Source organism: Pararhizobium gei (assembly GCF_029223885.1).
Taxonomy (GTDB): Bacteria; Pseudomonadota; Alphaproteobacteria; order Rhizobiales; family Rhizobiaceae; genus Pararhizobium; species Pararhizobium gei.
On sequence record NZ_CP119409.1, the window covers coordinates 4,119,574 to 4,142,251 of the forward strand.

The 22,678-nt window shown below is 60.1% G+C and carries 11 protein-coding genes; 4 read left to right on the top strand and 7 right to left on the bottom strand.

Going from position 1 to position 22,678, the window contains the following annotated elements:
- Positions 1–2: 2 nt before the first annotated feature.
- The 3 genes from ispG to PY308_RS19940 all read right to left on the bottom strand — a co-directional run bounded on the left by ispG (position 3) and on the right by PY308_RS19940 (position 3,502).
- Positions 3–1,256, bottom strand: coding sequence for a flavodoxin-dependent (E)-4-hydroxy-3-methylbut-2-enyl-diphosphate synthase (gene ispG / locus PY308_RS19930; protein ID WP_275786129.1), 1,254 nt, complete (start codon positions 1,254–1,256; stop codon positions 3–5).
- Positions 1,257–1,367: 111 nt separating this feature from the next.
- Positions 1,368–2,558 (bottom strand): MFS transporter, encoded by a 1,191-nt coding sequence (locus PY308_RS19935; protein ID WP_275786132.1) that lies wholly within the window; start codon positions 2,556–2,558, stop codon positions 1,368–1,370.
- Positions 2,559–2,719: 161 nt separating this feature from the next.
- Positions 2,720–3,502: a DeoR/GlpR family DNA-binding transcription regulator gene (locus tag PY308_RS19940; RefSeq protein WP_275786134.1), complete on the bottom strand. Its 783-nt coding sequence runs from the start codon at positions 3,500–3,502 to the stop codon at positions 2,720–2,722.
- 269 nt (positions 3,503–3,771) lie between these two features.
- Between PY308_RS19940 and PY308_RS19945 the strand changes: the two genes are divergently transcribed.
- The 3 genes from PY308_RS19945 (at position 3,772) to PY308_RS19955 (ending at position 6,095) form a co-directional block, all read left to right on the top strand.
- Positions 3,772–4,548, top strand: a complete 777-nt coding sequence (locus PY308_RS19945; protein ID WP_275786136.1) for an amino acid ABC transporter substrate-binding protein — start codon at positions 3,772–3,774, stop codon at positions 4,546–4,548.
- A gap of 108 nt (positions 4,549–4,656) precedes the next feature.
- Positions 4,657–5,337: an amino acid ABC transporter permease gene (locus PY308_RS19950; protein WP_275786138.1), complete on the top strand. Its 681-nt coding sequence runs from the start codon at positions 4,657–4,659 to the stop codon at positions 5,335–5,337.
- Positions 5,334–6,095 carry an amino acid ABC transporter ATP-binding protein gene (locus PY308_RS19955; RefSeq protein ID WP_275786139.1) on the top strand — a complete coding sequence of 254 codons (762 nt, stop codon included), beginning with the start codon at positions 5,334–5,336 and terminating at the stop codon, positions 6,093–6,095. Before PY308_RS19950 ends, PY308_RS19955 begins: the two co-directional genes overlap by 4 nt.
- Positions 6,096–6,187: 92 nt before the next feature.
- Here PY308_RS19955 and pyc read toward each other — a convergent pair whose 3' ends face one another.
- Both pyc and PY308_RS19965 read right to left on the bottom strand, forming a co-directional pair.
- Positions 6,188–9,643: a pyruvate carboxylase gene (pyc, locus tag PY308_RS19960; RefSeq protein ID WP_275786142.1), complete on the bottom strand. Its 3,456-nt coding sequence runs from the start codon at positions 9,641–9,643 to the stop codon at positions 6,188–6,190.
- Between the two features lie 113 nt (positions 9,644–9,756).
- On the bottom strand, positions 9,757–10,497 hold the full coding sequence (locus tag PY308_RS19965) for a LuxR family transcriptional regulator (RefSeq protein WP_275786147.1): 741 nt from the start codon (positions 10,495–10,497) through the stop codon (positions 9,757–9,759).
- Between the two features lie 404 nt (positions 10,498–10,901).
- On the opposite strand from PY308_RS19965, the gene PY308_RS19970 reads away from it, so the two are divergent.
- Complete coding sequence (locus PY308_RS19970) at positions 10,902–12,659, top strand: glucan ABC transporter ATP-binding protein/ permease (RefSeq protein ID WP_275786150.1); 1,758 nt, start codon at positions 10,902–10,904, stop codon at positions 12,657–12,659.
- A 98-nt stretch (positions 12,660–12,757) separates the two neighbouring features.
- Here the strand turns inward: PY308_RS19970 and PY308_RS19975 are convergent, their stop codons facing one another.
- Positions 12,758–13,921 (bottom strand): OpgC family protein, encoded by a 1,164-nt coding sequence (locus tag PY308_RS19975; RefSeq protein ID WP_434064177.1) that lies wholly within the window; start codon positions 13,919–13,921, stop codon positions 12,758–12,760.
- 113 nt (positions 13,922–14,034) lie between these two features.
- The gene (locus tag PY308_RS19980) at positions 14,035–22,515 is read right to left on the bottom strand and encodes a glycoside hydrolase family 94 protein (protein WP_275786153.1); all 8,481 of its coding nucleotides are present in this window, start codon (positions 22,513–22,515) and stop codon (positions 14,035–14,037) included.
- Positions 22,516–22,678: the final 163 nt, after the last annotated feature.

Below are 22,678 nucleotides of genomic sequence, written 5' to 3' on the forward strand. Positions count from 1 at the left end.
CCTTACTCGGCGGCGGCCTGTCCCTGGCCGAAGCGCTTCTCGATATAGTCGGCGACGAGCGTCTCGAAATCGCCGGCAATATTGGTGCCGCGGATCGTGATCGCCTTCTTGCCGTCAATATAAACGGGAGCGGCCGGAAGCTCGCCGGTGCCGGGCAGCGAAATGCCGATATCGGCATGCTTGCTTTCACCGGGTCCGTTAACGATGCAGCCCATGACCGCGACCTTCAGCCCTTCAACACCGGGATATTTTTCGCGCCAGACCGGCATGTTGCGGCGGATGTCGCCTTCGATCTTCTGGGCCAGTTCCTGAAACACCGTCGATGTGGTGCGGCCGCAGCCGGGACAGGCGGCAACGACGGGAATAAACTGCCGGAAACCCATGACCTGCAGCAACTCCTGCGCGACCTGCACCTCGCGGGTGCGGTCGCCGCCGGGCTCTGGCGTCAACGAGATGCGGATCGTATCGCCGATGCCCTGCTGCATCAGGATGCCGAGCGAGGCGGCGGACGAGACGATGCCCTTGGAGCCCATGCCGGCCTCCGTGAGGCCGAGGTGCAATGCATGGTTCGTCCGGCCGGACAGCATCGAATAGCATGCGATCAGATCCTGCACGTTCGACACCTTGGCCGACAGGATGATGCGATTGCGCGGCAGGCCGATGTCTTCGGCCAGTTCGGCCGAAATCAGCGCGGATTGCACGATGGTCTCGCGCATGACCTGGCTGGCCGTCAGCGGGAATCCCTTGGCCTGATTATCGTCCATCAGCTTCGTCAGCAGATCCTGATCGAGCGATCCCCAGTTGACGCCGATGCGCACCGGCTTGTCGAACAGGATGGCGCGCTCGATGATCTCGGCGAATTGCTTGTCCTTCTTCGCCTTGAAGCCGACATTTCCCGGATTGATGCGATATTTTGCAAGCGCTTCGGCGCAGGCCGGATGGTCGGCGAGAAGCTTGTGTCCGATATAGTGAAAATCGCCGATCAGGGGCACATCCAGCCCCAGCCGTTCGAGCCGTTCGCGGATTTTCGGTACGGCGGCCGCGCTCTCGTCGCGATCGACGGTGATGCGCACCAACTCCGAGCCTGCGCGGTGCAGGGCGGCGACCTGTGCAACTGTCGCATCGACATCGGCCGTATCGGTATTGGTCATCGACTGGACGACGACGGGCGCCGATCCTCCGACGATCACGCCGCCGACATCGACGGCAACGGAAGCCCGGCGCGGCTGAGGGTCGAAATCAAAGGCGGACGACATGGTGGCCCCTTGAAGGTTCTGGTACGGCGACGATCCTCAGGTGGATGAGGATGGCCGCCTTGTCAACGGCCAACACCATGTCTTGACGGCGAATTGATGGTTGCCCTGCCGTCAGTCGCGCCCTTTCAGATCGGCATGCGCCGCATGATGGGAGAGCAGGAGGACGACGATAAAGAGGATGGGCACGCAGGTGAAGATAATGGCAAACCCCGTGTGTTCGGCAACGAAGCCGATCAGCGAGGGCGCAAACAGCATGCCGGAATACCCCATGAAGGTGGCGACCGACAATCCGATGCCGGGCGCCAGCCCCGGCATGTTGCCTGCCGCCGAAAAGGCGATCGGCACCATGTTGGAGATACCGACGCCGGCCAGCGCGAAGCCGAGAATGGCGAGCGGCGCAGTGGGAGAAAGGCCTGCCAACAGAAGGCCGACCAAGGCCGTCAACGTGCAGATGCGCAGCGTCTTCACGCCGCCGAACCGGTCGCGGACATGGTCGCCGGCAAATCGCATAATCGCCATGGTCGCGGAAAAAGCAGCAAAGCCGAACCCCGACAGCGCGACCGAGGCGCCGAGCTCATTGCGAAGGTATAGCGCGCCCCAGTCGAGCACCGTCCCCTCCGGCACCATGGAAAACAGCGCGACGAGACCGATCAGCCAAGGCAGCGGCGTCAGCGGCAGACGCAGTTTCTGCTTTGCGACATCGGGATGAGGCTTGTCTGCATGGATCATCGGCCAGGCAATGCCAAGAACCGCAACGCAGAACAGCGTGACGAGGAGTGCGTGCGGCAGGACGCCGAACTGCGCCATGATCACGCCGCCGCTGGCCGAGCCGATCAGGCCCCCGAGACTCCAATAGGCATGGCAGGACGACATGATCGCCCGGCGCATGGATTTCTCCACCTCGACCGCATTGGCGTTCATCGCCACGTCCATCGCGCCCACAAAGCCGCCAAGCAGGAACATGGCGGGAATTGCCGTCCAGATGTTCGACACCAGCGTGAGAAGAAACAGAAGAGGCGACAGGATGACGGCCGTCACCCTCACGACCTTCTGCGACCCAAGTTTGGCGATATAGCCGCCGGCAATTGGCATCAGCACCAACGAGCCGATGCCAAAGACGAGGATGAGAAGCCCCAGTATGCTTTCGCTGATACCCAGCTTGTCCTTGAACTCGGGAATTTTGGGCGCCCAACTGCCGGTAACGAAGCCGTTCATCAGGAAGAGAAGAGAAACGGCCAGGCGCGATTTCGGCATGTAACCTTGCCGGAGGGTGTCGTGCTGAGGAAGAGAATGCTGATCCATGACCTTTTCCAATGCGGGGCGGAACCCGCTTCAAACCGTTGTTTAACAAAATTGCCGTCGGGTCGTTCAGGACGGCCACGCAAAGCCGCGGCTCCTGATGCCGGCAGGAGGGATGAGAACCGGTCGCCACGGCACCGGCAGCTCTTCGACGATGAGCATCCTCATGGTTTCGCCTTTCGTGCACGGGCGATGACAATACCTGCTTCTTCGAACGAACCGACGGCATCGGCCGGCGCATCATATTCGACGATCAGTGTTGCACAGTCTTGCGCGCCGATGACGGCATGGGGAGCGGAGATCCCGAATTTGTCGTTGGTAATGGCTGTGATGACCGAAACACTGTGATGCGCCAACAGCCTCTTGAACTCCGCGTCCTCGTATTCGGACACGGTCAGGCCGGTCTTGATATCCGCACCGCAGGCCCCGAGAATACAGAGATCCGGCCGCAGCATCTCCAGATCGCGCTGCGCCTTTGCGCCGATAGCCGCTCCCACCCGCTGGTCGATCCGGCCTCCGATCACGATCAGTTCCACCAGCGGCTTGTCCAAAAGGGCCGAGGCGATCAGCGGCGTGTTTGTCGCCACGGTCAACTCGAGATCCGGGGCAAGAGCACGGGCAATGGCAAGATTGGTGGAGCCGGCATCGAAGAACACCATCATGCCGGGACATATGAAGGGCAATGCCGCCGCGGCCAGCGCCGCCTTGCGCTCCGGCGCCTGGCCAACCCGTTCCGTGAGCGTCGTGCCGCCCGGTGCGACAAGCAACGCTCCACCATAAACCCGCTCGCACAGTCCAGCCGCGGCAAGCTCCCGGAGATCGCGCCTTATCGTATCCTCGGAAACCCTGAACTCCTGCGCCAGATCGGCCGCCAGCACCCTGCCGGAAACGGTCAAACGGTCTCGGATCATCCGCTGGCGTTCCTGAAGGAGAAGCTCTGGCTGCATATTTAAGCGCAATCAAGGATGAATCGGCATAAACAGGCATAAAGGGGTCAGAAACAAATTGCAACCCGATCATCATTTTCCGTCAAAGAATGAGCAGGAAGCCTTGTTTTTAGGCTAAGGAAGCCAAACTTCTCCCAAACCTGCCAATTTAGAAAAAGCATTCCCTGCTTGGCGCGGCACCCGGGGTTTTGTACGCAGAGATCGGGGCAGAGCTGTGCGATTGTCACGCAACATCGGCATATGAGCCGTCAGAAAGAATGGAAAAGACAATGAAGTGGGTTCCCAAACTTCTCGCCGCCGCCGCTTTTGCCCAATTGGTGTCTTTCGGGGCGGCTCAGGCCGGCGAAAACCTTGAGGCTGTCAAATCGGCCGGCGCCCTGAAGATCGGCACCGAAGGCACCTATGCGCCATTCACGTATCACGACGAAAGCGGCAAGCTCGTCGGCTTCGATGTCGAGATCGGCGAAGCCCTTGCCAAGAAACTGGGCGTCAAGGCCGAATTCTTGGAAGGCAAGTGGGACGGCCTGATCGCCGGCCTCGACGCCAAGCGTTACGACACCGTGATCAACCAGGTTGGCATTACTGACGAACGCAAGAAGAAATATGATTTTTCCGAGCCCTATATCGCCTCAAAGGCCGTTCTGATCGTCAAGGCGGACAATACCGAGATCAAGGGCTTCCCGGACTTGAAGGACAAGAAAGCAGCACAATCGCTTTCGAGTAACTTTGGCAAGATTGCCGCCGATGCCGGTGCAGAGCTCGTCGGCACCGATGGCTTCGACCAGTCGATCCAGCTGGTGCTGACGGGACGCGCCGATGCTACCATCAACGACAGCCTGTCTTTCCTCGACTTCAAGAAGAAGAAGCCGGACGCGCCGGTGAAGATCGCTGCCGAGCAGGCCAATGCCGATTATTCCGGCGTCATCATCCGCAAGGGCGAACCCGAGCTTCTCGAAGCCATCAACAAGGCGCTGGCCGAGATCAAGGCAGACGGCACCTACGACACGATCTCGCAGAAATATTTCGGCGCCGACGTTTCGAAATAGGCGTTCGGTGGGTGCGGGGGAACAGGTTTCGTCGCTCCCTGGTCTGAACTATAGTCGTGATCCGTTCCGGACCTCCGGGACGGATCACGGTGTTTGAAAGGCTCTTCCGTGCCCCCCTGGCTTCAACTGATGCTCGATTCGCTCCAGCCGCTTCTCTGGGCCGGGCTGATCTTTACCATTCCGCTGACGCTGCTTTCCTTTGCGCTCGGACTGGCGCTCGGTCTTCTGACGGCTGTCGTGCGGCTGTTCGGACCAAAGCCTCTGGTCGCGGTGGCGCGCTTTTATGTCTGGGTCATCCGGGGCACGCCGCTTCTGGTGCAGCTCTTCGTTATTTTTTACGGCCTGCCAAGCCTTGGCATTCTGCTCGACGCTTTCCCCGCAGCGCTGATCGGCTTCACGCTGAACATCGGCGCCTATACCTCGGAAATCATCCGTGCCGTCATCTCCTCGGTCCCGCGCGGCCAATGGGAAGCCGCCTATTCGATCGGCATGAGCTGGGGCCAGGCAATGCGCCGGACCATCCTGCCGCAAGCGGCGCGTGTCGCCGTGCCGCCGCTTTCAAATACCTTCATTTCGCTGGTGAAGGATACATCGCTTGCCGCTGCAATCACCGTGCCGGAGCTGTTCCAGACGGCGCAACGCATCGTCGCGACGACCTATGAGCCGCTGATTCTCTACATCGAAGCCGCGCTGATCTACCTCGCGCTAAGCTCGGTGCTCTCCGCGCTGCAGGTGCGCTTGGAAAAACGCTTCGCCCGCTATGGCGGTTTTCTGGAGGCGCGCACATGATCGAACTCACCCATATCGAAAAACGCTTCGGTGACAATATCGTTCTGAAGGATATCAGCGTCACCATTGCCGAGGGCACGGTGACGGCCCTGGTCGGCCCCTCCGGCGGTGGCAAAAGCACATTGCTGCGTTGCATCAACCTGCTCGAGATTCCGACATCAGGCACGATCAGGCTGGGCGAAGAGCAGATCACCTTCGCGCCTGACAAAAAGACCGGCTGGGACGCCAGCCAGCGCCTTCGCCGCCAGACCGGCATGGTGTTCCAGAACTTTCAGCTCTTCCCGCACCAGACGGCGATCGAGAACGTCATGGAGGGACTGGTCACGGTTCTGAGATGGCCGAAGGCGAAGGCGAAGGTTCGAGCGCAGGAACTGCTCGAAAAGGTCGGCATGATCCATAAGGCCGATGCATGGCCGGCGACTCTGTCCGGCGGACAGCAGCAGCGTGTCGCCATTGCCCGCGCGCTGGCCCCCTCTCCACGGGTTCTCTTGTGCGACGAGCCGACATCGGCGCTCGACCCGGAGCTGGCGGAGGAGGTCGTGGAGGTTCTCAACCGTCTTGCCGCGGAGGGCACCACGATGATCATGGCCACCCACGACCTGCGGCTGGCCTCAAAAGTCGCCGATCAGGTTCTGTTCCTCGACGGAGGCCTGATCGTCGAAAGCGGCGCGCCCAGGAACATTTTCCAGACGCCGGAGCGGGAGCGGACAAAGAAATTCATCTCTTCGTTGAGTGCCGGAAACAGCTACGATATTTAAGGAGTTTTCGAGTTTCAATGTCGCGAAGGCTTACCCTCTGTCGCTGAGACAGAGGGTAGTGCGCGTGACATGCCGACGATAGGCACAGCCCCTCAGCCATAAACTATCAGCAGGTCCTTGGCATCGATCTGGTCGCCGGTCTTGACCAGCACTTCCGCGATCGTGCCGTCCTTTTCCGCATGCAGCGCTGTTTCCATCTTCATCGCCTCGATCGACAAGAGGACGTCGCCGGACTTGACTGTCTGGCCGGCCGAGACCGAGACTGTGGAAATGACCCCCGGCATGGGCGCGCCGAGATGGGCGGCATTGCCCAGATCGGCCTTGCGGCGCGCGGCGCTGGACGCGGAGCGGTTGCGATCGGGAACCTTGATCAGGCGAGGCTGACCATTCAGCTCGAAGAACACCTTGACCATGGCCTGCTCGTCCGGTTCGGTCTTTGCCTGATGCAGGATGACGAGCGAAACACCCTTTTCCAGCTCCGGCAACAGTTCCTCTCCAGCCGAAAGCCCGTAAAAATAGGCGGGCGTCGGCAGAACGGAAACTGGACCATAGGTATCGACAGCAAGCGCGTAGTCGGTGAAGACCTTCGGGTACATCAGATAGGAGGCGAACTCGAAGTCGGAAATCTCACGGTCGAGCTTTTCCTCAATAACCTTGCGTTCGGCATCGAGATCGGCGTCGGCAAGCAGCGAGCCAGGTCGGTCCGTATAGGGCCGTTCACCCTTCAGCGCCTTGTCCTGCAGCGCCTTTGGCCATCCACCCGGGGGCTGGCCGAGATCGCCTTTCAACATGGAGACGACCGATTCCGGGAAGGACACCTCCTTGGCCGGGTTTTCGACATCGGCGACCGTCAGATCCTGTGACACCATCATCAACGCCATGTCGCCGACGACCTTGGAGGAGGGTGTCACCTTGACAATATCGCCGAACATCTGGTTGGCGTCGGCATAGGTCTGCGCAACCTGGTGCCAGCGGGTCTCAAGCCCGAGCGAACGGGCCTGTTCCTTCAGATTGGTGAACTGGCCGCCGGGCATTTCGTGCAGATAGACTTCGGAGGCGGGGCCTTTCAGGTCGCTTTCGAAGGCGGCATACTGGTTGCGCACGGCCTCCCAGTAGAAGGAGATGCGGCGGATCCAGGCCGGATCGAGGCCGGGATCGCGCTCCGATCCGCGCAAAGCCTCGACGATCGAGCCGAGGCAGGGTTGCGAGGTATTGCCGGAGAAGGCGTCCATTGCCGCGTCGACCACGTCGACGCCAGCATCGACGGCGGCCAACACCGTTGCTGCGGCGATGCCGGACGTGTCATGCGTGTGGAAATGGATCGGCAGGTCGGTCGCTTCCCGCAAGGCCTTGAACAACACCGTCGCAGCCGCCGGCTTCAGAAGGCCGGCCATGTCCTTGAGCGCGATCATATGCGCGCCGGCCTTTTCCAGGTCGGCGGCAAGGGCCGTGTAGTATTTCAGATCATATTTCGGACGCGCCGAATTCAGGATGTCGCCGGTGTAGCAGATTGCCGCTTCGCAGATCTTGTTCTCTTCCGACACCGCGTCCATCGAGACGCGCATGTTGTCGACCCAGTTCAGGCAGTCGAACACGCGGAACACGTCGATGCCGCCCTTGGCCGCCTGACGAACGAAATATTTGACGACATTGTCGGGATAGTTCTTGTATCCGACGCCGTTGGCGCCGCGCAGCAACATCTGCAGGAGGAGGTTCGGGGCGTCTTCCCGTACCTTGGCAAGACGCTCCCATGGATCTTCCGTCAGGAAGCGCATGGAAACATCGAACGTGGCGCCGCCCCAGCATTCGAGCGAAAACAGGTTCGGCAGGGCGCGGGCATAGGTGCCGGCGATGCGGGCAATGTCATAGGTGCGCACGCGTGTCGCGAGCAGCGACTGGTGACCGTCGCGCATCGTCGTATCGGTCAAGAGCACGCGTTTTTCGGCACGCACCCATTCTGCGAATTTCTTCGGCCCGAGCGCATCCAGCTTCTGTTTCGTGCCATCGACGATATCGCCCTTGCTGTGGGGAACGATCGGCTTGGCGGCATCGGCGCTCGGCTTCGGCCGGCCCTTGGCTTCCGGGTGCCCGTTGACCGTGACATCGGCGAGATAGGTGAGCAGCTTGGTGGCGCGGTCCTGGCGCTTGACCTGCTGGAACAGTTCCGGCGTCGTATCGATGAACCGCGTCGTATAGGTATTATCCTTGAACTTCGGGTGCGTGATGATCGCTTCGAGGAAGGTCAGGTTGGTCGCAACGCCGCGGATACGGAATTCGCGCAGTGCGCGGTCCATGCGGGCAATCGTCTCCTGCGGGCTCGGCGACCATGCCGTGACCTTGACCAGCAGCGGGTCATAGAACCGGGTAATCACCGCGCCCGGATAGGCTGTCCCGCCATCGAGGCGGATACCGAAGCCGGAGGCGGAGCGGTATCCCGTGATGCGGCCATAGTCCGGAATGAAGTTCTGTTCAGGATCTTCCGTCGTGATCCGGCACTGCAGCGCATGGCCGTTAAGGCGGATATCCTCCTGTTTGGGAACACCCGATTCCGGCGTGCCGATGGCAAAACCGTCGAGAATATGGATTTGCGCCTTGACGATATCGATGCCGGTGACGACTTCCGTGACGGTATGTTCGACCTGGATGCGCGGATTGACTTCGATGAAGTAGAATTTGCCGGTGTCCATATCCATCAGATATTCGACGGTGCCGGCACCGACATAGTTCGTCGCCTGGGCGATCCGCGTCGAATAGCCGGCCAGTTCCTGGCGCTGTTCCTCGCTCAGATAAGGCGCCGGGGCGCGCTCGACGACCTTCTGGTTGCGGCGCTGCACCGAACAATCGCGCTCGAACAGATGCACGACATTGCCGTGGGTATCACCAAGCACCTGGCTTTCGACGTGGCGCGCACGCTCCACAAGTTTCTCCAGATAGACCTCGTCCTTGCCGAAGGCAGCCATCGCCTCGCGCTTGGCTTCGACGACTTCCCGGGAAAGATCCTTGGGATCGCGGATGGTGCGCATGCCACGCCCGCCCCCGCCCCAGGAGGCCTTCAGCATGATCGGATACCCGATGCTCTCGGCCATCTTTGCCACTTCCGCCATATCGTCCGGCAGGGGCTCTGTCGCCGGAACGACCGGCACGCCGATCTCGATCGCAAGATTGCGCGCCGCCACCTTGTTGCCGAGACGGCGCATCGTATCGCCGGTCGGGCCGATGAAGATGATGCCGGCTGCCCTGCAGGCGTCGACAAATTCCGGGCTTTCCGACAGGAGGCCATAACCGGGATGGATCGCGTCGGCACCGGAGAGCTTGGCGACGCGGATGATTTCCTCGATAGACAAATAGCTTTCGATCGGTCCGAGATCGCGCGCCAGATGCGGGCCCCTGCCGATCGGATAGCTTTCGTCCGCCTTGAAGCGGTGCAGGGCGAGCTTGTCCTCCTCGGCCCAGACAGCAACCGTTTTGATACCCAGTTCGTTAGCCGCGCGAAACACGCGAATGGCAATTTCCGAACGGTTGGCGACCAGAATCTTCGAAATGGGCAAATCGGACTCCTCAAGACCTGAACACGGCAATGCTGCACCGCGAAACAGATTAGTAGCGGCTCATGAGATGAAGTTCAATTTCAGACTTGCACGGTGCCGCGAAAGATTTTCAATCAAGAAATAAGACCGAGCCGAAAGGACAGGGCGACGATGTGCTGCCGGTTTTTTGCCTTCAGCTTATCCTGGATTCCGTTCATGTACCAATCGACGGTATGGTTCGATATTTTCAGCACCCGCCCGATTTCGGCCGATGTCATTCCCTGTGCAAGATAGTTCAGCGCTTCCATTTCGCGGTGGGTCATCTGGACATCGACGCTTGAGGCCAGTTCTGCCAGCACGGCCGGATTGACAAGTTCAAGCAACCTCCAGAACAGCTTCTTGGCAACGGCGTCGAACAGGCTGATCTCGACGGGGCTGAGATCGACCGGTTTTCCGCCGATGGTCAGGTTGCCAAGCAGCCCACGCCGGCCATGTACGGGAAGGATATAGCCGTCATGGAGGCCGTGGCTGCGCGCCTCGACGATCATTCGCTCCATCCGCTTGCGATGCGGGTCCGAACGGAACGCGACCATGGTTTCGCGCCAGCGGAACCCGTGCCGCGCATGACCAAGATAGCGGATCGTCGGATCGATCACGACATATTTCTTGCGGATGTAGATATGCGGCCAAAGCTCCGGCCATCGCCCCGCCAGCAGCAGGCTCAAAGGATCGACACTCGGTTTGAGCTGCTGGAAGACACCGTAATATTCAAAGCCGTACCGGTCCAGAAGCCTTTCGAATTCCTGCACGATCTCGTCGCGGCCGCGCAACTCGTCGATCAGGGCGAGGAATTGAACCAGCAACGTAATCTTCATGCAATTTCCTCGAAGGGCAGCTGTTTTTCAGGCGGAAAACATCATTGCAGCGCAACATGAATGCCTTGTTCAGCACTGGTTCATGTTGCAACCGCGATAGTCGGCATCGTCAGTCCATGGACCACCTAACACTGCATCATAACTGTTCTGCAAGGCGCAAAAATTCGGGCGATGGAATGCGGCACCGACGACGAGACCCGTCGCGCCTGCCACAGGAAGCCCGGACTGCCTGACCGGATCAGGGACGGTGACTGTTTTGTGGGCCATGGAAATAGGAAGATTTCGAAGCTCCGGCAAAGAACAACTCTCAAGAAGAGGTTGCGGTCGCCGGGACGGACAATTTTCCGCTTCATCGTATCGCGGAGCATTTGCGCCGCACCCAACTGCCCAAGAGGGATAAGACCGTGTCATTGTTTCAGGTCTATGCAAGAGCGCTTCAATACCTTGCCGTACATAAGTTCCGCGTTTCGGCGATTGTCGCTGCCAATATCGTATTGGCAATGATTACGATCGCGGAACCCGTTCTGTTCGGCCGCATTATCGATGCGATGTCTTCCAAGCAGACCGTAACGCCCATGCTTCTGATGTGGGCGGGTCTTGGCGTGTTCAATACGATCGCTTTCGTGCTGGTTGCCCGCGAGGCCGACCGGCTTGCTCACACGCGCCGTTCGACCCTGATTACGGAAGCCTTTGGCCGGATCATTTCCATGCCCCTGTCCTGGCACAGCCAGCGCGGCACCTCTAACGCCCTTCATACGCTGCTGCGCGCCTGTGAAACCATGTTCGGCCTTTGGCTGGAATTCATGCGCGAACATCTGTCGACCGTCGTAGCCCTGGCCTTGCTGGTGCCGACTGCGCTGATGATGGATGTGCGTCTGTCGATCGTTCTCTTCGTGCTCGCCGTTCTCTATGTGCTGATCGGCAAGGTCGTCATGTCCAAGACCAAGGACGGCCAGGCTTCGGTTGAAGGCCATTATCACACGGTTTTCAGCCATGTCTCCGACTCGATCAGCAATGTTTCGGTCGTTCACAGCTATAACCGCATCGAGGCTGAAACGCGTCAGCTCAAGGAACTTGCCAATCGTCTGATTTCCGCCCAGCTGCCGGTCCTCGACTGGTGGGCGCTTGCCAGCGCACTCAACCGCATGGCATCGACCATCTCGATGATGACCATCCTGGTGATCGGCACCGTGCTCGTCCAGCGCGGCGAGCTCGGGGTTGGAGAAGTTGTTGCCTTTATCGGCTTCGCCAATCTCCTGATCGGCCGTCTCGACCAGATGAAGAACTTCGTCAACCAGACTTTCGAGGCGCGTGCCAAGCTGGAAGATTTTTTCAAGCTGGAAGACTCCGTGCGTGAACGCGAAGAACCGGCCGATGCCGGCGAACTGAACCATGTGCGCGGTGAAGTCGAATTCCGCAACGTATCCTTCAACTTCCCCAACACGAATGACGGCCTTCAGGATATCTCCTTCAAGGTGAAGGCTGGCCAGACGATCGCGATCGTCGGTCCGACCGGCTCTGGTAAGACCACGCTGATCAACATGCTGCAGCGCGTTCACGAGCCGCTGTCCGGGCAGGTGCTGATCGATGGGGTCGATGTCGCCACCATTACCCGCAAGTCGCTGCGTTCGTCGATTGCCACCGTGTTTCAGGATGCCGGTCTTCTCAACCGCTCGATCAGCGACAATATCCGCCTTGGCCGGGAAGATGCGTCCGATGAGGAGGTTGTCCGGGCGGCTGAAGCTGCAGCGGCTGCCAACTTCATCGAAGGCCGGGAGACGGGTTATGAGACGCGGGTCGGCGAGCGGGGCAACCGGCTTTCCGGCGGCGAGCGCCAGCGGATCGCCATTGCCCGCGCCATCCTGAAGAATGCACCGATCCTCGTTCTGGACGAGGCGACCAGCGCACTGGACGTCGAGACGGAAAATCGGGTCAAGGAGGCGATCGACAATCTGCGCAAGGATCGCACCACCTTCATCATCGCCCACCGCCTGTCGACAGTTCGGGAGGCTGACCTGGTGGTGTTCATGGACCACGGCCGCGTCGTCGAAATGGGCGGCTTTACCGAGCTCAGCCAGAGCAATGGTCGTTTTGCAGCCCTTCTGCGGGCAAGCGGCATCCTGACGGACGAAGATGTCCGCCGGAGCCAGACAGCGGCCTGATCCATCCATATGCAGCAAAAATCCCCCAGGACAGATTGTCCTGGGGGATTTTTTTTGCGTTCAGTTCCAGACCGGTGAGAACCAAACCGGTTTGTCTGTTAAACCCCAACGGTCCGCGGTCGCGACAGGCCGCCCAGCCAGTCGAGATAACGCGCATAGACAAAGTGCAACACGAGACCGAAGGCCACCAGCAGCGAGCCCCATAGAGGGTCCCGGCCCGTCACGAAGAGGATGACCTGGGCCACCATGGCCAGAATCGTACCGAAGATGAAGATCGGCAGGGAATGGCGCCCGATCATGACCAGCGGATGATCTGCGCGCAGCCGCGTCACGCGGCTGAACACGGGGAAAACGGCAAGCAGATAGCCAAGCGCAAGAATATGGAGTAGCCGCGTCAGCGACAGGAAAGTCTTGTCGAACCCGGTGAGGACTGCGGGAAGTCCATAGGAAAAATCGATGTTCCACCACGACAGCGTCACCCAGAAAAAGGACAGCGTGACGTAGCCGGCGGAGACGAGGATCATCAGCGGGTGGCGCGGCAGGGGCTTTCCCTTTCTGGACCGGGTCATGCAGATCAGACCGATGACAAACAGGAACTGCCATGACCAGGGATTGAGAAACCAGTACCCCTCGTCGAGAAAATTGATCGGCACGATGGTGAAGATCCCAGCCGCCAGCCAGAGCAATGCGGATGCGCAGAACAGTAGCAGCGGACTGCGGGCATTGAGCCAGAGCATGCCGGGCAGAAGCAGGAATAGCACGGCATACATCGACAGGATATTGTTGTAGCCAAGCTGATGCCCGAGAAGCACCATCGCGACAATGCCCTGCTCAGTGTGTTCGAGAAGCGGGCGGATATTGATCTCGCCGATGAGATCCTGCCGGCCGAAATAAAGCGCGCCGCCGGCAAAGATCGCCAGCGTCAGAATGCTCGTCATGATATGCGCGACATAAAGCGTGAGCGCCCGGCGCCAGATCTTCAGGCTGACCGCGAGCCGATGGCCCGGCGAGAATTTCCGGGCATAGGCAAGGCCGGCCGATAGCCCGGAGATCAGCACGAAAGCTTCAGCCGAATCGGAAAAGCCGAAATTCTTCGTCGTGAGATATTCCAGATACTGCCCGGGAACGTGATTGATGAAGATCATGATCAGGCAGATCGCGCGATAAACATCCAGCCGGGTATCGCGTTCGGGCGGCGTGGGCGGGACAGCTCCGATATGTCCTTTGACGGCGGGCGGGTCGAAATTCAGCTTCTGAAGCATAGCAAAGGGTCTCGTCGGAGTTCAGTGCCCCTGCCCTCATTGACGGATGACATAATATGCAGTGGACGAAGGCTGGCCGCGCTGGCCAGCCTCTTGCGTCGAAGATGCCCGTTTTAAAGCAGCACACCTTCATGCGCGTTGTTTGTGACAGTTTTATTGACACTGACGATGGGCTCGCCGCTTTCCCCGTTCTTTGTTACGGAAATCTCGTAAGGCTTGCCGTCGATTGTCAGGGTCGCCGAAAAGCCGTCCCAGCCCGTGGGCAGAACAGGGGTAACGAACAGCTTGTCGCCTTGCTTGCGGATTCCGAGAATGCCTTCGACTGCAGCCCGGTAGAGCCAGGCCGCCGAACCCGTGTACCACGTCCAGCCGCCCCGTCCCGTCAGTTCGCCATCGCCATAGATGTCGGCGGCGACCACATAGGGTTCAACGCGGTAGAGATCGGCGCTTTCACGATCCTTGGCGTGGCTGACCGGGTTGAGCATTTGAAACGCGCGCCATGCGTCCTCTGTGCGGTTCTGTGCCGCGAGCGCCAGCACGACCCATGTCGCGGCATGGGTATATTGCCCGCCGTTTTCACGTACACCGGGCGGATAGGACTTGATATAGCCAGGATCCTGCGCGGTCCCGGACAGCGGCGGCGTAAACAGACGAATGATCTGATGATCGGCATCCGCCAGTTCGGATAGCACCGCATCCATTGCCTGCGCCGAACGGGCGGCATCGCCTTCGCCGGAAAGCACGCTCCAGGATTGCGCAATCGAATCGATCCGGCATTCGCTGCTTTCTGCCGATCCCAACGGTGTTCCATCGTCATAATAGCCGCGACGATAATGCCCGCCATCCCAGCCGGCAGTTTCCAGAGCCTGCTTGAGGGCAGCAAGATGGGCTTCCCAGGCTTGAACCCGCTTTTCATCGCGCCGCTCCCGGGCGATTGCGAGGAAGGAGCGCAAGGTGGCGGCCAGGAACCAGCCGAGCCAGACGCTCGTACCGCGACCGTCAATGCCGACCCGATTCATCCCGTCGTTCCAGTCGCCGCCGAGAATGAGCGGAAGGCCGTTTTCCCCCTTGCGGGCGATCGCAAGGTCGAGCGCCAACGCGCAATGGTCGTACAAGCTCGCGCGTCTCTCCGACACATCGGGTTGGAAGAAGTTGTCGTGTTGGCCGGACTGAAGTGCCGCTCCCTCGATAAAGGCGACCTGTTCGTCAAGGACCGCCCTATCCCCGGTGACCTTGCAATAATGCTGTACAGCGTAACCGAGCCAGACCACGTCATCGGAAATAAGTGTCCGCACGCCCGAGCCGTTGCCAGGCAACCACCAGTGCAGAACGTCACCTTCGGGAAACTGCCGGGCCGCCGCGTTGAGGATCTGCGTGCGTGCGAGTTCCGGCCGATGGATGAGGAAGGCAAGCGTGTCCTGCAACTGATCACGGAAGCCGAAAGCGCCGCTTGCCTGATAAAAGGCCGAGCGGGCGAGAATACGGCAACCGAGGCTCTGGTAAGGCAGCCATGCATTGACCATGTTGTTGAAGGACTTGTCCGGTGTTTCCACCTTCAGAACATCGGTGAAGTCGTGCCAGAAGGCATGCGTGGCGTCCAGCACGGCGTCGAATGTTTCCTCCCGCGCCGCGGCAAGATGTGTGAGCGCCTGCTCGGCCGAGTCCGCATCACCCATATAGAAGGTGAGGTCGCGGCTTTCGCCCGGCTTCAGAACGATATCCACAGCAAGCGCTGCGCAGGGATCGCCGTCGGCATCCATCTCGCCTGAGAGGGATACCCCGTCCGATACAGCCTTCGGCGCCAGGATGCTGCCTGCAAGCCCGATGAATTCGCGCCGGCTCGTGGTGACGCTTTCCGGCAATTCGCTCGCCCCCAGAAAGGCCGTGCGCCCGGAATAATCGATACTATAGGGATTGCCGGCCAGAATCGCCCCGCTCGCCTCATCGCGGGACGACAGAATGAACGGCGCGGTCTTGCTGCGATTGTTTCCAAGCACCCATTCCGCATAGCCATAGACCCTGAGGCTTCTGCTGCCCTTCGACTGGTTCGAAATCCTGACCCGCCAGTATTTCACCGGCGCCGTGCGATGGACGGCATGTCCCACGTCAAGGGCAAGCCCGCCCTGTACACTGGAGAAGACCGAATAACCGAGCCCGTGTCGCGTTTCGAACAGGACCGACTTTCGGCGCGAGAGCGCCGCATAGGGCGAGAATACATCGCCGCTGTCCTTGTCGCGGATGAAGATCGCCTCGCCCGGCCTGTTGATGACCGGATCGTTCGTCCAGGGCGTGAGCTGGTAGTCGCGCGAATTGCGGCTCCAGGTGAAGGCCGATCCTTCCGCTGCGACGTGGAACCCGAAGGCCTCGTTGGAAATAACGTTGATCCAGGGCTGCGGCGTCGCCTCGCCACCGCGAAGACGTGTCACATATTCGCGTCCGTCCTGCGAGAATCCGCCATAACCGTTCCAGTAGTCGAGACCGTCGCCATTGATCTGCGCCGGAGCCCCATCGCCATCGGCACGGGGGCTCGAGAGCAGCGGGAGCACGATCGTCTTGTCCACGGGCTTGGCAAACAATGCCTCGGCGCGGGCGATCTGGTCCGAAATCTTGCCGTTGCGGGCATGGAAAACAGCGCGTGCCGACGCCAGAAGCGCCGACCAAGTCTGCGCCTCCATGATGTCGCGGCGAACGGCGAAGATATGCTGGCGGGCGCTGTCGGTGAGGCGCAAGCGTAAATTTTCGCACATGGCATCCAGCGTATGCTGCATGTCCTGCGCATAGGAAGAGGCCCGCTCGTTGATGATCACGAGATCGGCCGTGACGCCGCGCGAGCGCAGATATTCCTGAGCTTTCAAAGCCTCGCGGGCGATGCCGAGATCGATATCGTCGTTGATGCGCACGGCAAAGATCGGGTAGTCGCCCGAGATGGACAGCGGCCAGAGGGCGGACTGCGGCGCAAGCCCCGCTTTGACAGTGGCGATGTCGGCGCGCAATTGCATGTCCGGATAGGTCAGGTAGCGGCCGAGCGTCTGGAAGCTTGCCGCTTCCTGTGATGTCACGCCGACATGCCGCATCTGAACCTGGCTTCGGGTCCAGGCATGAATCATTTCGTGATTGAAACTGTCGGGATGACGGTAGCGTTCGATCGCCCTGTCTATCTGCTCGCGGCCAGGCGCCGCGATGGTCCAGAAAATGACGCTGACTTTCTTGCCGGCCGGCACCCTTACGGTACGGCGCAGCGAGATTACGGGGTCGAGCGTATAACCGTCGGCGCCAGATAACTTGGAGCCTTCATCGAACGCCTGAGCTTCAGCCAAGGTGCGTCCGACACCGATGAAGCGTCGCCTGTCCGTTTCTGCCTCGGTCAGCCGGTTGCTGCCGGCATTGTCAACGATGAGATGCGCAACCTGCATGTCCGGTTCGCCTGGGCTACGCTTGTTGCGCGTCACATAGATCACATCGCCCTTGGGATCGATGTCCGTCCGCAGGAACATCTTGGCGAACATGGGATGAGCGCTGTCTGTGTCATCCGTCGTCAGAACAGGCTCGGCATAGGACGTCACCTCGATGAATCGGTCTTCCGTGCCGGTGTTGAGAAGGATCACCCGCCGGCCTTCGGCATCGTGCTCGGTGGCGACGATGCATTCGACCTCGCTCACCAGGGAACCGACCGTCTTGATGAACTCGGCCTTGTCGTCGCCGAACCGGATCGACGCTTTCTCGCCCTCCGTCCGCCGCGGCTCTGCTGTCGCCGACCACCAGCCGCCGGTTTCCGTGTCGCGCAGGAAGATGAAGGTGCCGGAGCGGTCCTCGCTGGGGTCGGACTTCCAGCGAACGACGGTTTGGCCATTCCAACGGGAATAGCCGCTGCCCGTCGCCGTCAGCATGACCGAATAGTGGCCATTCGACAGGAAGGCGGTTTCACGGTCCTTGATAAGCGGATTGTTGACGGTCCGCACTTCAGGGCGAAGCAGATCTTCCTGCCCCTTGCCAAGCGCTTCCGGCTCTTTCTTCGTATTGATGATGGGAATGTCGCGCGGGGCTTTTTCCTGTAACAGTAGTTCCGCCGCCTCGATGACGGGGTCGGCGTGGAACCAGCCGCGGAGGCGACCGTTGAACACGACGTTCGCGACCGCAGCGATGGACATGCCATGGTGGTGGGCATAATAATTGCGCACCACCGCACAGGTTTTTCCTTCGGGCACGCGTGTCGGCGTGAAGTCGACGGAATCGTGGAAACCATAGGCGCCGAGGGCTCCGACCCCGCGCAGCCGTACCAGATTGGCAAGTGCTGCCTTCGGGTCATACATGCTGGCAAGGATAGAGGCATAGGGCGCGATGACGGCGTTCTGGCCAAGACCACGCTTCAAGCCCAAGGTCGGCACGCCGAAATTGGTGTACTGGTAGGTCAGCTCATGGTCTCGAGCGTTGAAGGCCGCCTCGGAAATACCCCACGGCGTGCCCAGCCGGCGTCCATGATTCATCTGCTCCTTGACGATGAGATTGTTGGTCTGGTTGAGAATACCGCCCTGACGCTCCTGCATGACGAGCGGTGGCATCAGATATTCGAACATCGAGCCGGACCATGATACCAGCGCGCCCCGCGCACCGATCGGCACGATCGGACGCCCGAGCTTGTACCAGTGTTCCGTCGGCAGATCGCCCTTGGCGATCGCGAACAGACTGGTAAGGCGCGCCTCCGATGCCAGAAGATCGTAGCAGGCTTCATCCAGTTCGTTTGTATTGACGCGATAGCCGATGGAAAGAAGGCGGCGTTCCGGCCGGAAGAGGAAACTGAAATCCATCGAAAAAGCGAGATCGCGCGACCGGTCGCGCAGGACCACCAGCCGCTGGCGCAATTTCTCGATGGCACCGAGATCGAACACGCCATCGGCAATGTGGGATTCGCAGGTGTTGACCAGCATGGTCGCCCACTTGGCCACTTCGCCGCTTTCGCCAGTCTTGATCTCATGGTCGAGATTGGTGGTGAGCTTATGGATATCGCGTGCCAGAACCGCAAGATTGATCACGCGGATAGAGGCGAATTCAGGCTCGCGCTTCACGGCCTGCAATGCATTGTGGAACCCGAGAATGCGCTCCTCGAGCAGGCGGCGCAACGGCCTGACGGTCTTGCGGTCATCAGGCAGATCCGCCAAAACTTCCGACAGGATCGAGGCGACATCGCCGATGCCGTCGAGATTGCCCTGGACATGCGCGGACGGCGCCTCGGCCAATTCGCGACACATGGATGACACGGCGATCAGATGGCCGGCGAGATTTCCGCTATCGACGGCCGAGATATATTTCGGCTCCATCGTATTGAGCGGGTTGGTCGTATACCAGTTGAAGAGGTGGCCCCGGTATTTCGGCATCCGATCGATGGTGCCGATCGTCTCTTCAAGGCGGCGAACGGTCTCTTCGAAGCCGATCCAGCCGAAATCGCGGGCAGACATGACGGAGAGCAAATAGACGCCGATATTGGTCGGCGACGTGCGCTCAGCCAGAACGGGATGCGGGGTTTCCTGAAAATTGTCCGGCGGCAGAAAGTTCTGCTGCGCCGTGACGAACTGCTCGAAATAGAGCCATGTCCGGCGCGCAATCTTGCGCAGTTCCCCGGCATCCTCGTCGGATACGACCAGTTGGTCCTCGGTTTCGGCGGACTGGCTGACGAACCAGGCGATTGCCGGAGAAAGGGCCCAGAGCAAGGCAAAGGGAATTCCGATGAAGGGCAGTCCGGTGTCCGAAACGGCTGCAAGAAGCAGAGATAGCACGGCGAGCGCCGGCGCAATCCACATGGAGCGGTAGTAGTCGGCAATGGTGCCGCCGGCGGAACTCTGGGCTTGCGCCGCCGTCCGCCACTCGAGCATCAGCTTGCCGCTGACAAAGGTGCGGTAGACCGATCGCACGATGGCATCGCCCATCATGGCGGCCGAATGGGCGATGAAGACGATTCGCAGCGCGACCTGCGCATTGGCCGCCTGGATTTCCGAAAGTACCGCGTGAAGATGGGCACGCGCGACGATATCGTTGCGGCGCGGCATCAGGCCGGAGATGAGCGATAGGGTCGGCGCGACGAACAGGCTGAAAATCAGCACGAATTGCCACACCAGCGCTTGGGTCGGCTGCATGTAGTACCAGCCCATAACGGATGCGATGAGCCAAGCCATCGGGATCAGCGACCGCCTGAGGTTATCGTACATCTTCCAGCGGCCCAGCATGCTGACGCCATTGGAAAGGTTGAACATATAGGGAAGAAGTTGCCAGTCGCCCCGGGCCCAGCGGTGCTGGCGGGACATTTCGACCTCGTAGCGCGTCGGGAAGTCCTCGACAAGCTCGACATCGCTGACCAGCGCGCAATGCGCCATCGAGCCTTCCAGCAGGTCATGGCTGAGAACCGAATTCTCTTCGATCCTGCCCTTCAGCGCGGCCTCGAAGGCATCCACATGATAGAGGCCCTTGCCGGTAAAGGTGCCCTCGCCGGCGATATCCTGATACACGTCGGACACCGTGAAGACATAAGGATCGATGCCGCGATTGACGGAAAAGATGCGCTGGAAGGCAGAGGCATTGCTGCCGGTCGTCAGGGAAGGCGTTACCCGCGGCTGCAGGATGCCGTATCCTGCAGTGATCGTCTGCGTAACGGGATCGACGACCGGGCGATTGATCGGGTGATAGAGCTTGCCGACGAGCTTGGTCACGGCATCGCGCATCAGCCGGGTGTCCGAATCGAGCGTCATGACATATTGCACGTTTGCCGGAACGGTATTGGCGCCAGCGAGGAAGCTTGTATCATCGTCACCGCGCAGCAGCAGATTAAGCTCGTGCAGCTTGCCGCGCTTGCGCTCCCATCCCATCCATGCGCCTTCGGCCTCGTTGTAGAGGCGTCGACGGTGGAGCAGGTAAAACAGCGTGCGCCCGACATGGGCATAGCGCGCGCTCAGCGCATCAACTTCCTGTTTGGCATAATCGAGAACATCCAGATCCGCCGCCGTTTCCTCGTTCAGGCTGTCCGTCCAGTCGCTCAACAGGGCGAAATAGATCTCGCCCTTGGGATTTGCGAGATAATGGACCTCGAGATTTCGGACCAATTCGTCGACATCATCGCGTTTGGCAATCAGACAGGGAACGACGACGAGGGTACGCGCATCCTCGGGAATGCCGTTGAGAAATTCGTATCCGACAAGCCGGGATGGTGTGACACAAAACGTGACCAGCGTGTTGAAAAGCCCGGCAGCACCTTCCGAGGCCGGAAGCGCAAACAGGAGAAGCATGACCAGCTTGGCGCCTGTGGGAATGTCCATAGGGCTGACGAAGGCATAGACCGTGATCATCGCAAGGATTGTCAGGATGATGTTTGGTCCTGCGATCGCCAGCCAATCGAGCTTGCGGCCGAGCCGGACAATGGTTTGCAGCAAACTCGGCTTGTAGCCGATCCTGTCTTCAAGAAGCCGCCGCTGCTTGCCGACGAGGAAACCGCCGACATTCGGCTCATGGGGGATGTCGGCGGGCGACGCGACCTGCTCCTCCACCATGTCGAGCGCCAGTTGCGTCACGTCCAGTTCCGCACGACCGGAACGGCGCGCGAGGCGCTCGATGGTGTTGCGGTATTTGTTACGCGAACCGAAATCCAGCGCCATGTAATCCGAGCGCTGGCGCAGCGCCTCATCGAGCTTGCTGATGCTTTCAAACCAGACGGCCCAGTCATTATCATCGATTTCGCGCAGGCTGCGGACGATATTGCTCATCGTCGCATTGCCGGATGAAAGCCGGCTTTGCTCGGCAACCAGGGCCTCCTCTACATTGCTGTCGCGTTTCTCAAGCTGTTCCTCAAGCCAGGTAATGACAAAGCTGGAGGTCTGCGAACCGTCGCGCAGTCGATAGAGCAGCTGTGTTACGAACGTGTTGTCGGCACAGAGCGGCTGCGCCTCAGCAAGGACCGGACCGAATTTCTCCTGTTCACCCAACCGCACAATCTGGTCGGCAACGTCGTTCGCCTTGATGCGCATGCCGCGTGACCGGTCGACGCGGATGGCAATGCGGCGAAGATTTTCGATCAGCACGAAGCGGATGATCGACGGGAGAGCCCAGAGCTCGCCGATCTTCAACGTCTCGTGCTGTTGAAATCCGTCCACCATCGCCGTCAGGCTTTCACGCGAGACGGTGCTGTGGGTGTGCGCGACGTAGAGCCAGGCGAGCGCCATGGTCCGCGGAATTTCCGCTCCAAGGACGGACATGGTCGGGAGTTGCCGATAGAACTTGCGCGGGAAATCGCGTCGAACCTCCTGTATCGCTTCCTCGATCAGATAATGATTGTCGAGCAGCCATTCCGCCGCCGGCGTGATCGAGGCACCTGCTTCGACATCCGCCGCCGTTATCTTGTAGACCCGGAAAATCTCGTTCTCATTATCGCGATGCCGCGGCCGAAACTCGAAGGGAAAGAAATTCGGAAGATCCGCCAAGCCATCGCGCGCAAGCGCTGCGCCGCAATCACGAAGTTCATCGATGGTGAAATAGGTGGAGCGGATCGACTCATTGTAGTCGATCGGCTTGATCTCGGCTTCGCTCGAAGGCGTAGAGGGGGTGTTTTGATGCATGGGTGCGGGTTCTAGTCCAGGCTGTGTTGAAGGGTCCGGGAAGAATTATCGTCCCGGATGGGCGTCAGCCCTTAAGTCTGTCTCTGCGCGGCTGCCAGTCCGGAACGTGGTCGTGCCATCGGATTCACACAGGCGAAAGCCATGGAATTCGGCACTGCCGGAA

Bases quoted from the DNA above. Each gene is read 5' to 3' on its own strand.
- ispG (WP_275786129.1), bottom strand. From the start codon at position 1,256: ATGTCGTCCGCCTTTGATTTCGACCCTCAGCCGCGCCGGGCTTCCGTT.
- PY308_RS19935 (WP_275786132.1), bottom strand. From the start codon at position 2,558: ATGGATCAGCATTCTCTTCCTCAGCACGACACCCTCCGGCAAGGTTAC.
- PY308_RS19940 (WP_275786134.1), bottom strand. From the start codon at position 3,502: ATGCAGCCAGAGCTTCTCCTTCAGGAACGCCAGCGGATGATCCGAGAC.
- PY308_RS19945 (WP_275786136.1), top strand. From the start codon at position 3,772: ATGAAGTGGGTTCCCAAACTTCTCGCCGCCGCCGCTTTTGCCCAATTG.
- PY308_RS19955 (WP_275786139.1), top strand. From the start codon at position 5,334: ATGATCGAACTCACCCATATCGAAAAACGCTTCGGTGACAATATCGTT.
- PY308_RS19965 (WP_275786147.1), bottom strand. From the start codon at position 10,497: ATGAAGATTACGTTGCTGGTTCAATTCCTCGCCCTGATCGACGAGTTG.
- PY308_RS19975 (WP_434064177.1), bottom strand. From the start codon at position 13,921: ATGCTTCAGAAGCTGAATTTCGACCCGCCCGCCGTCAAAGGACATATC.
- PY308_RS19980 (WP_275786153.1), bottom strand. From the start codon at position 22,515: ATGCATCAAAACACCCCCTCTACGCCTTCGAGCGAAGCCGAGATCAAG.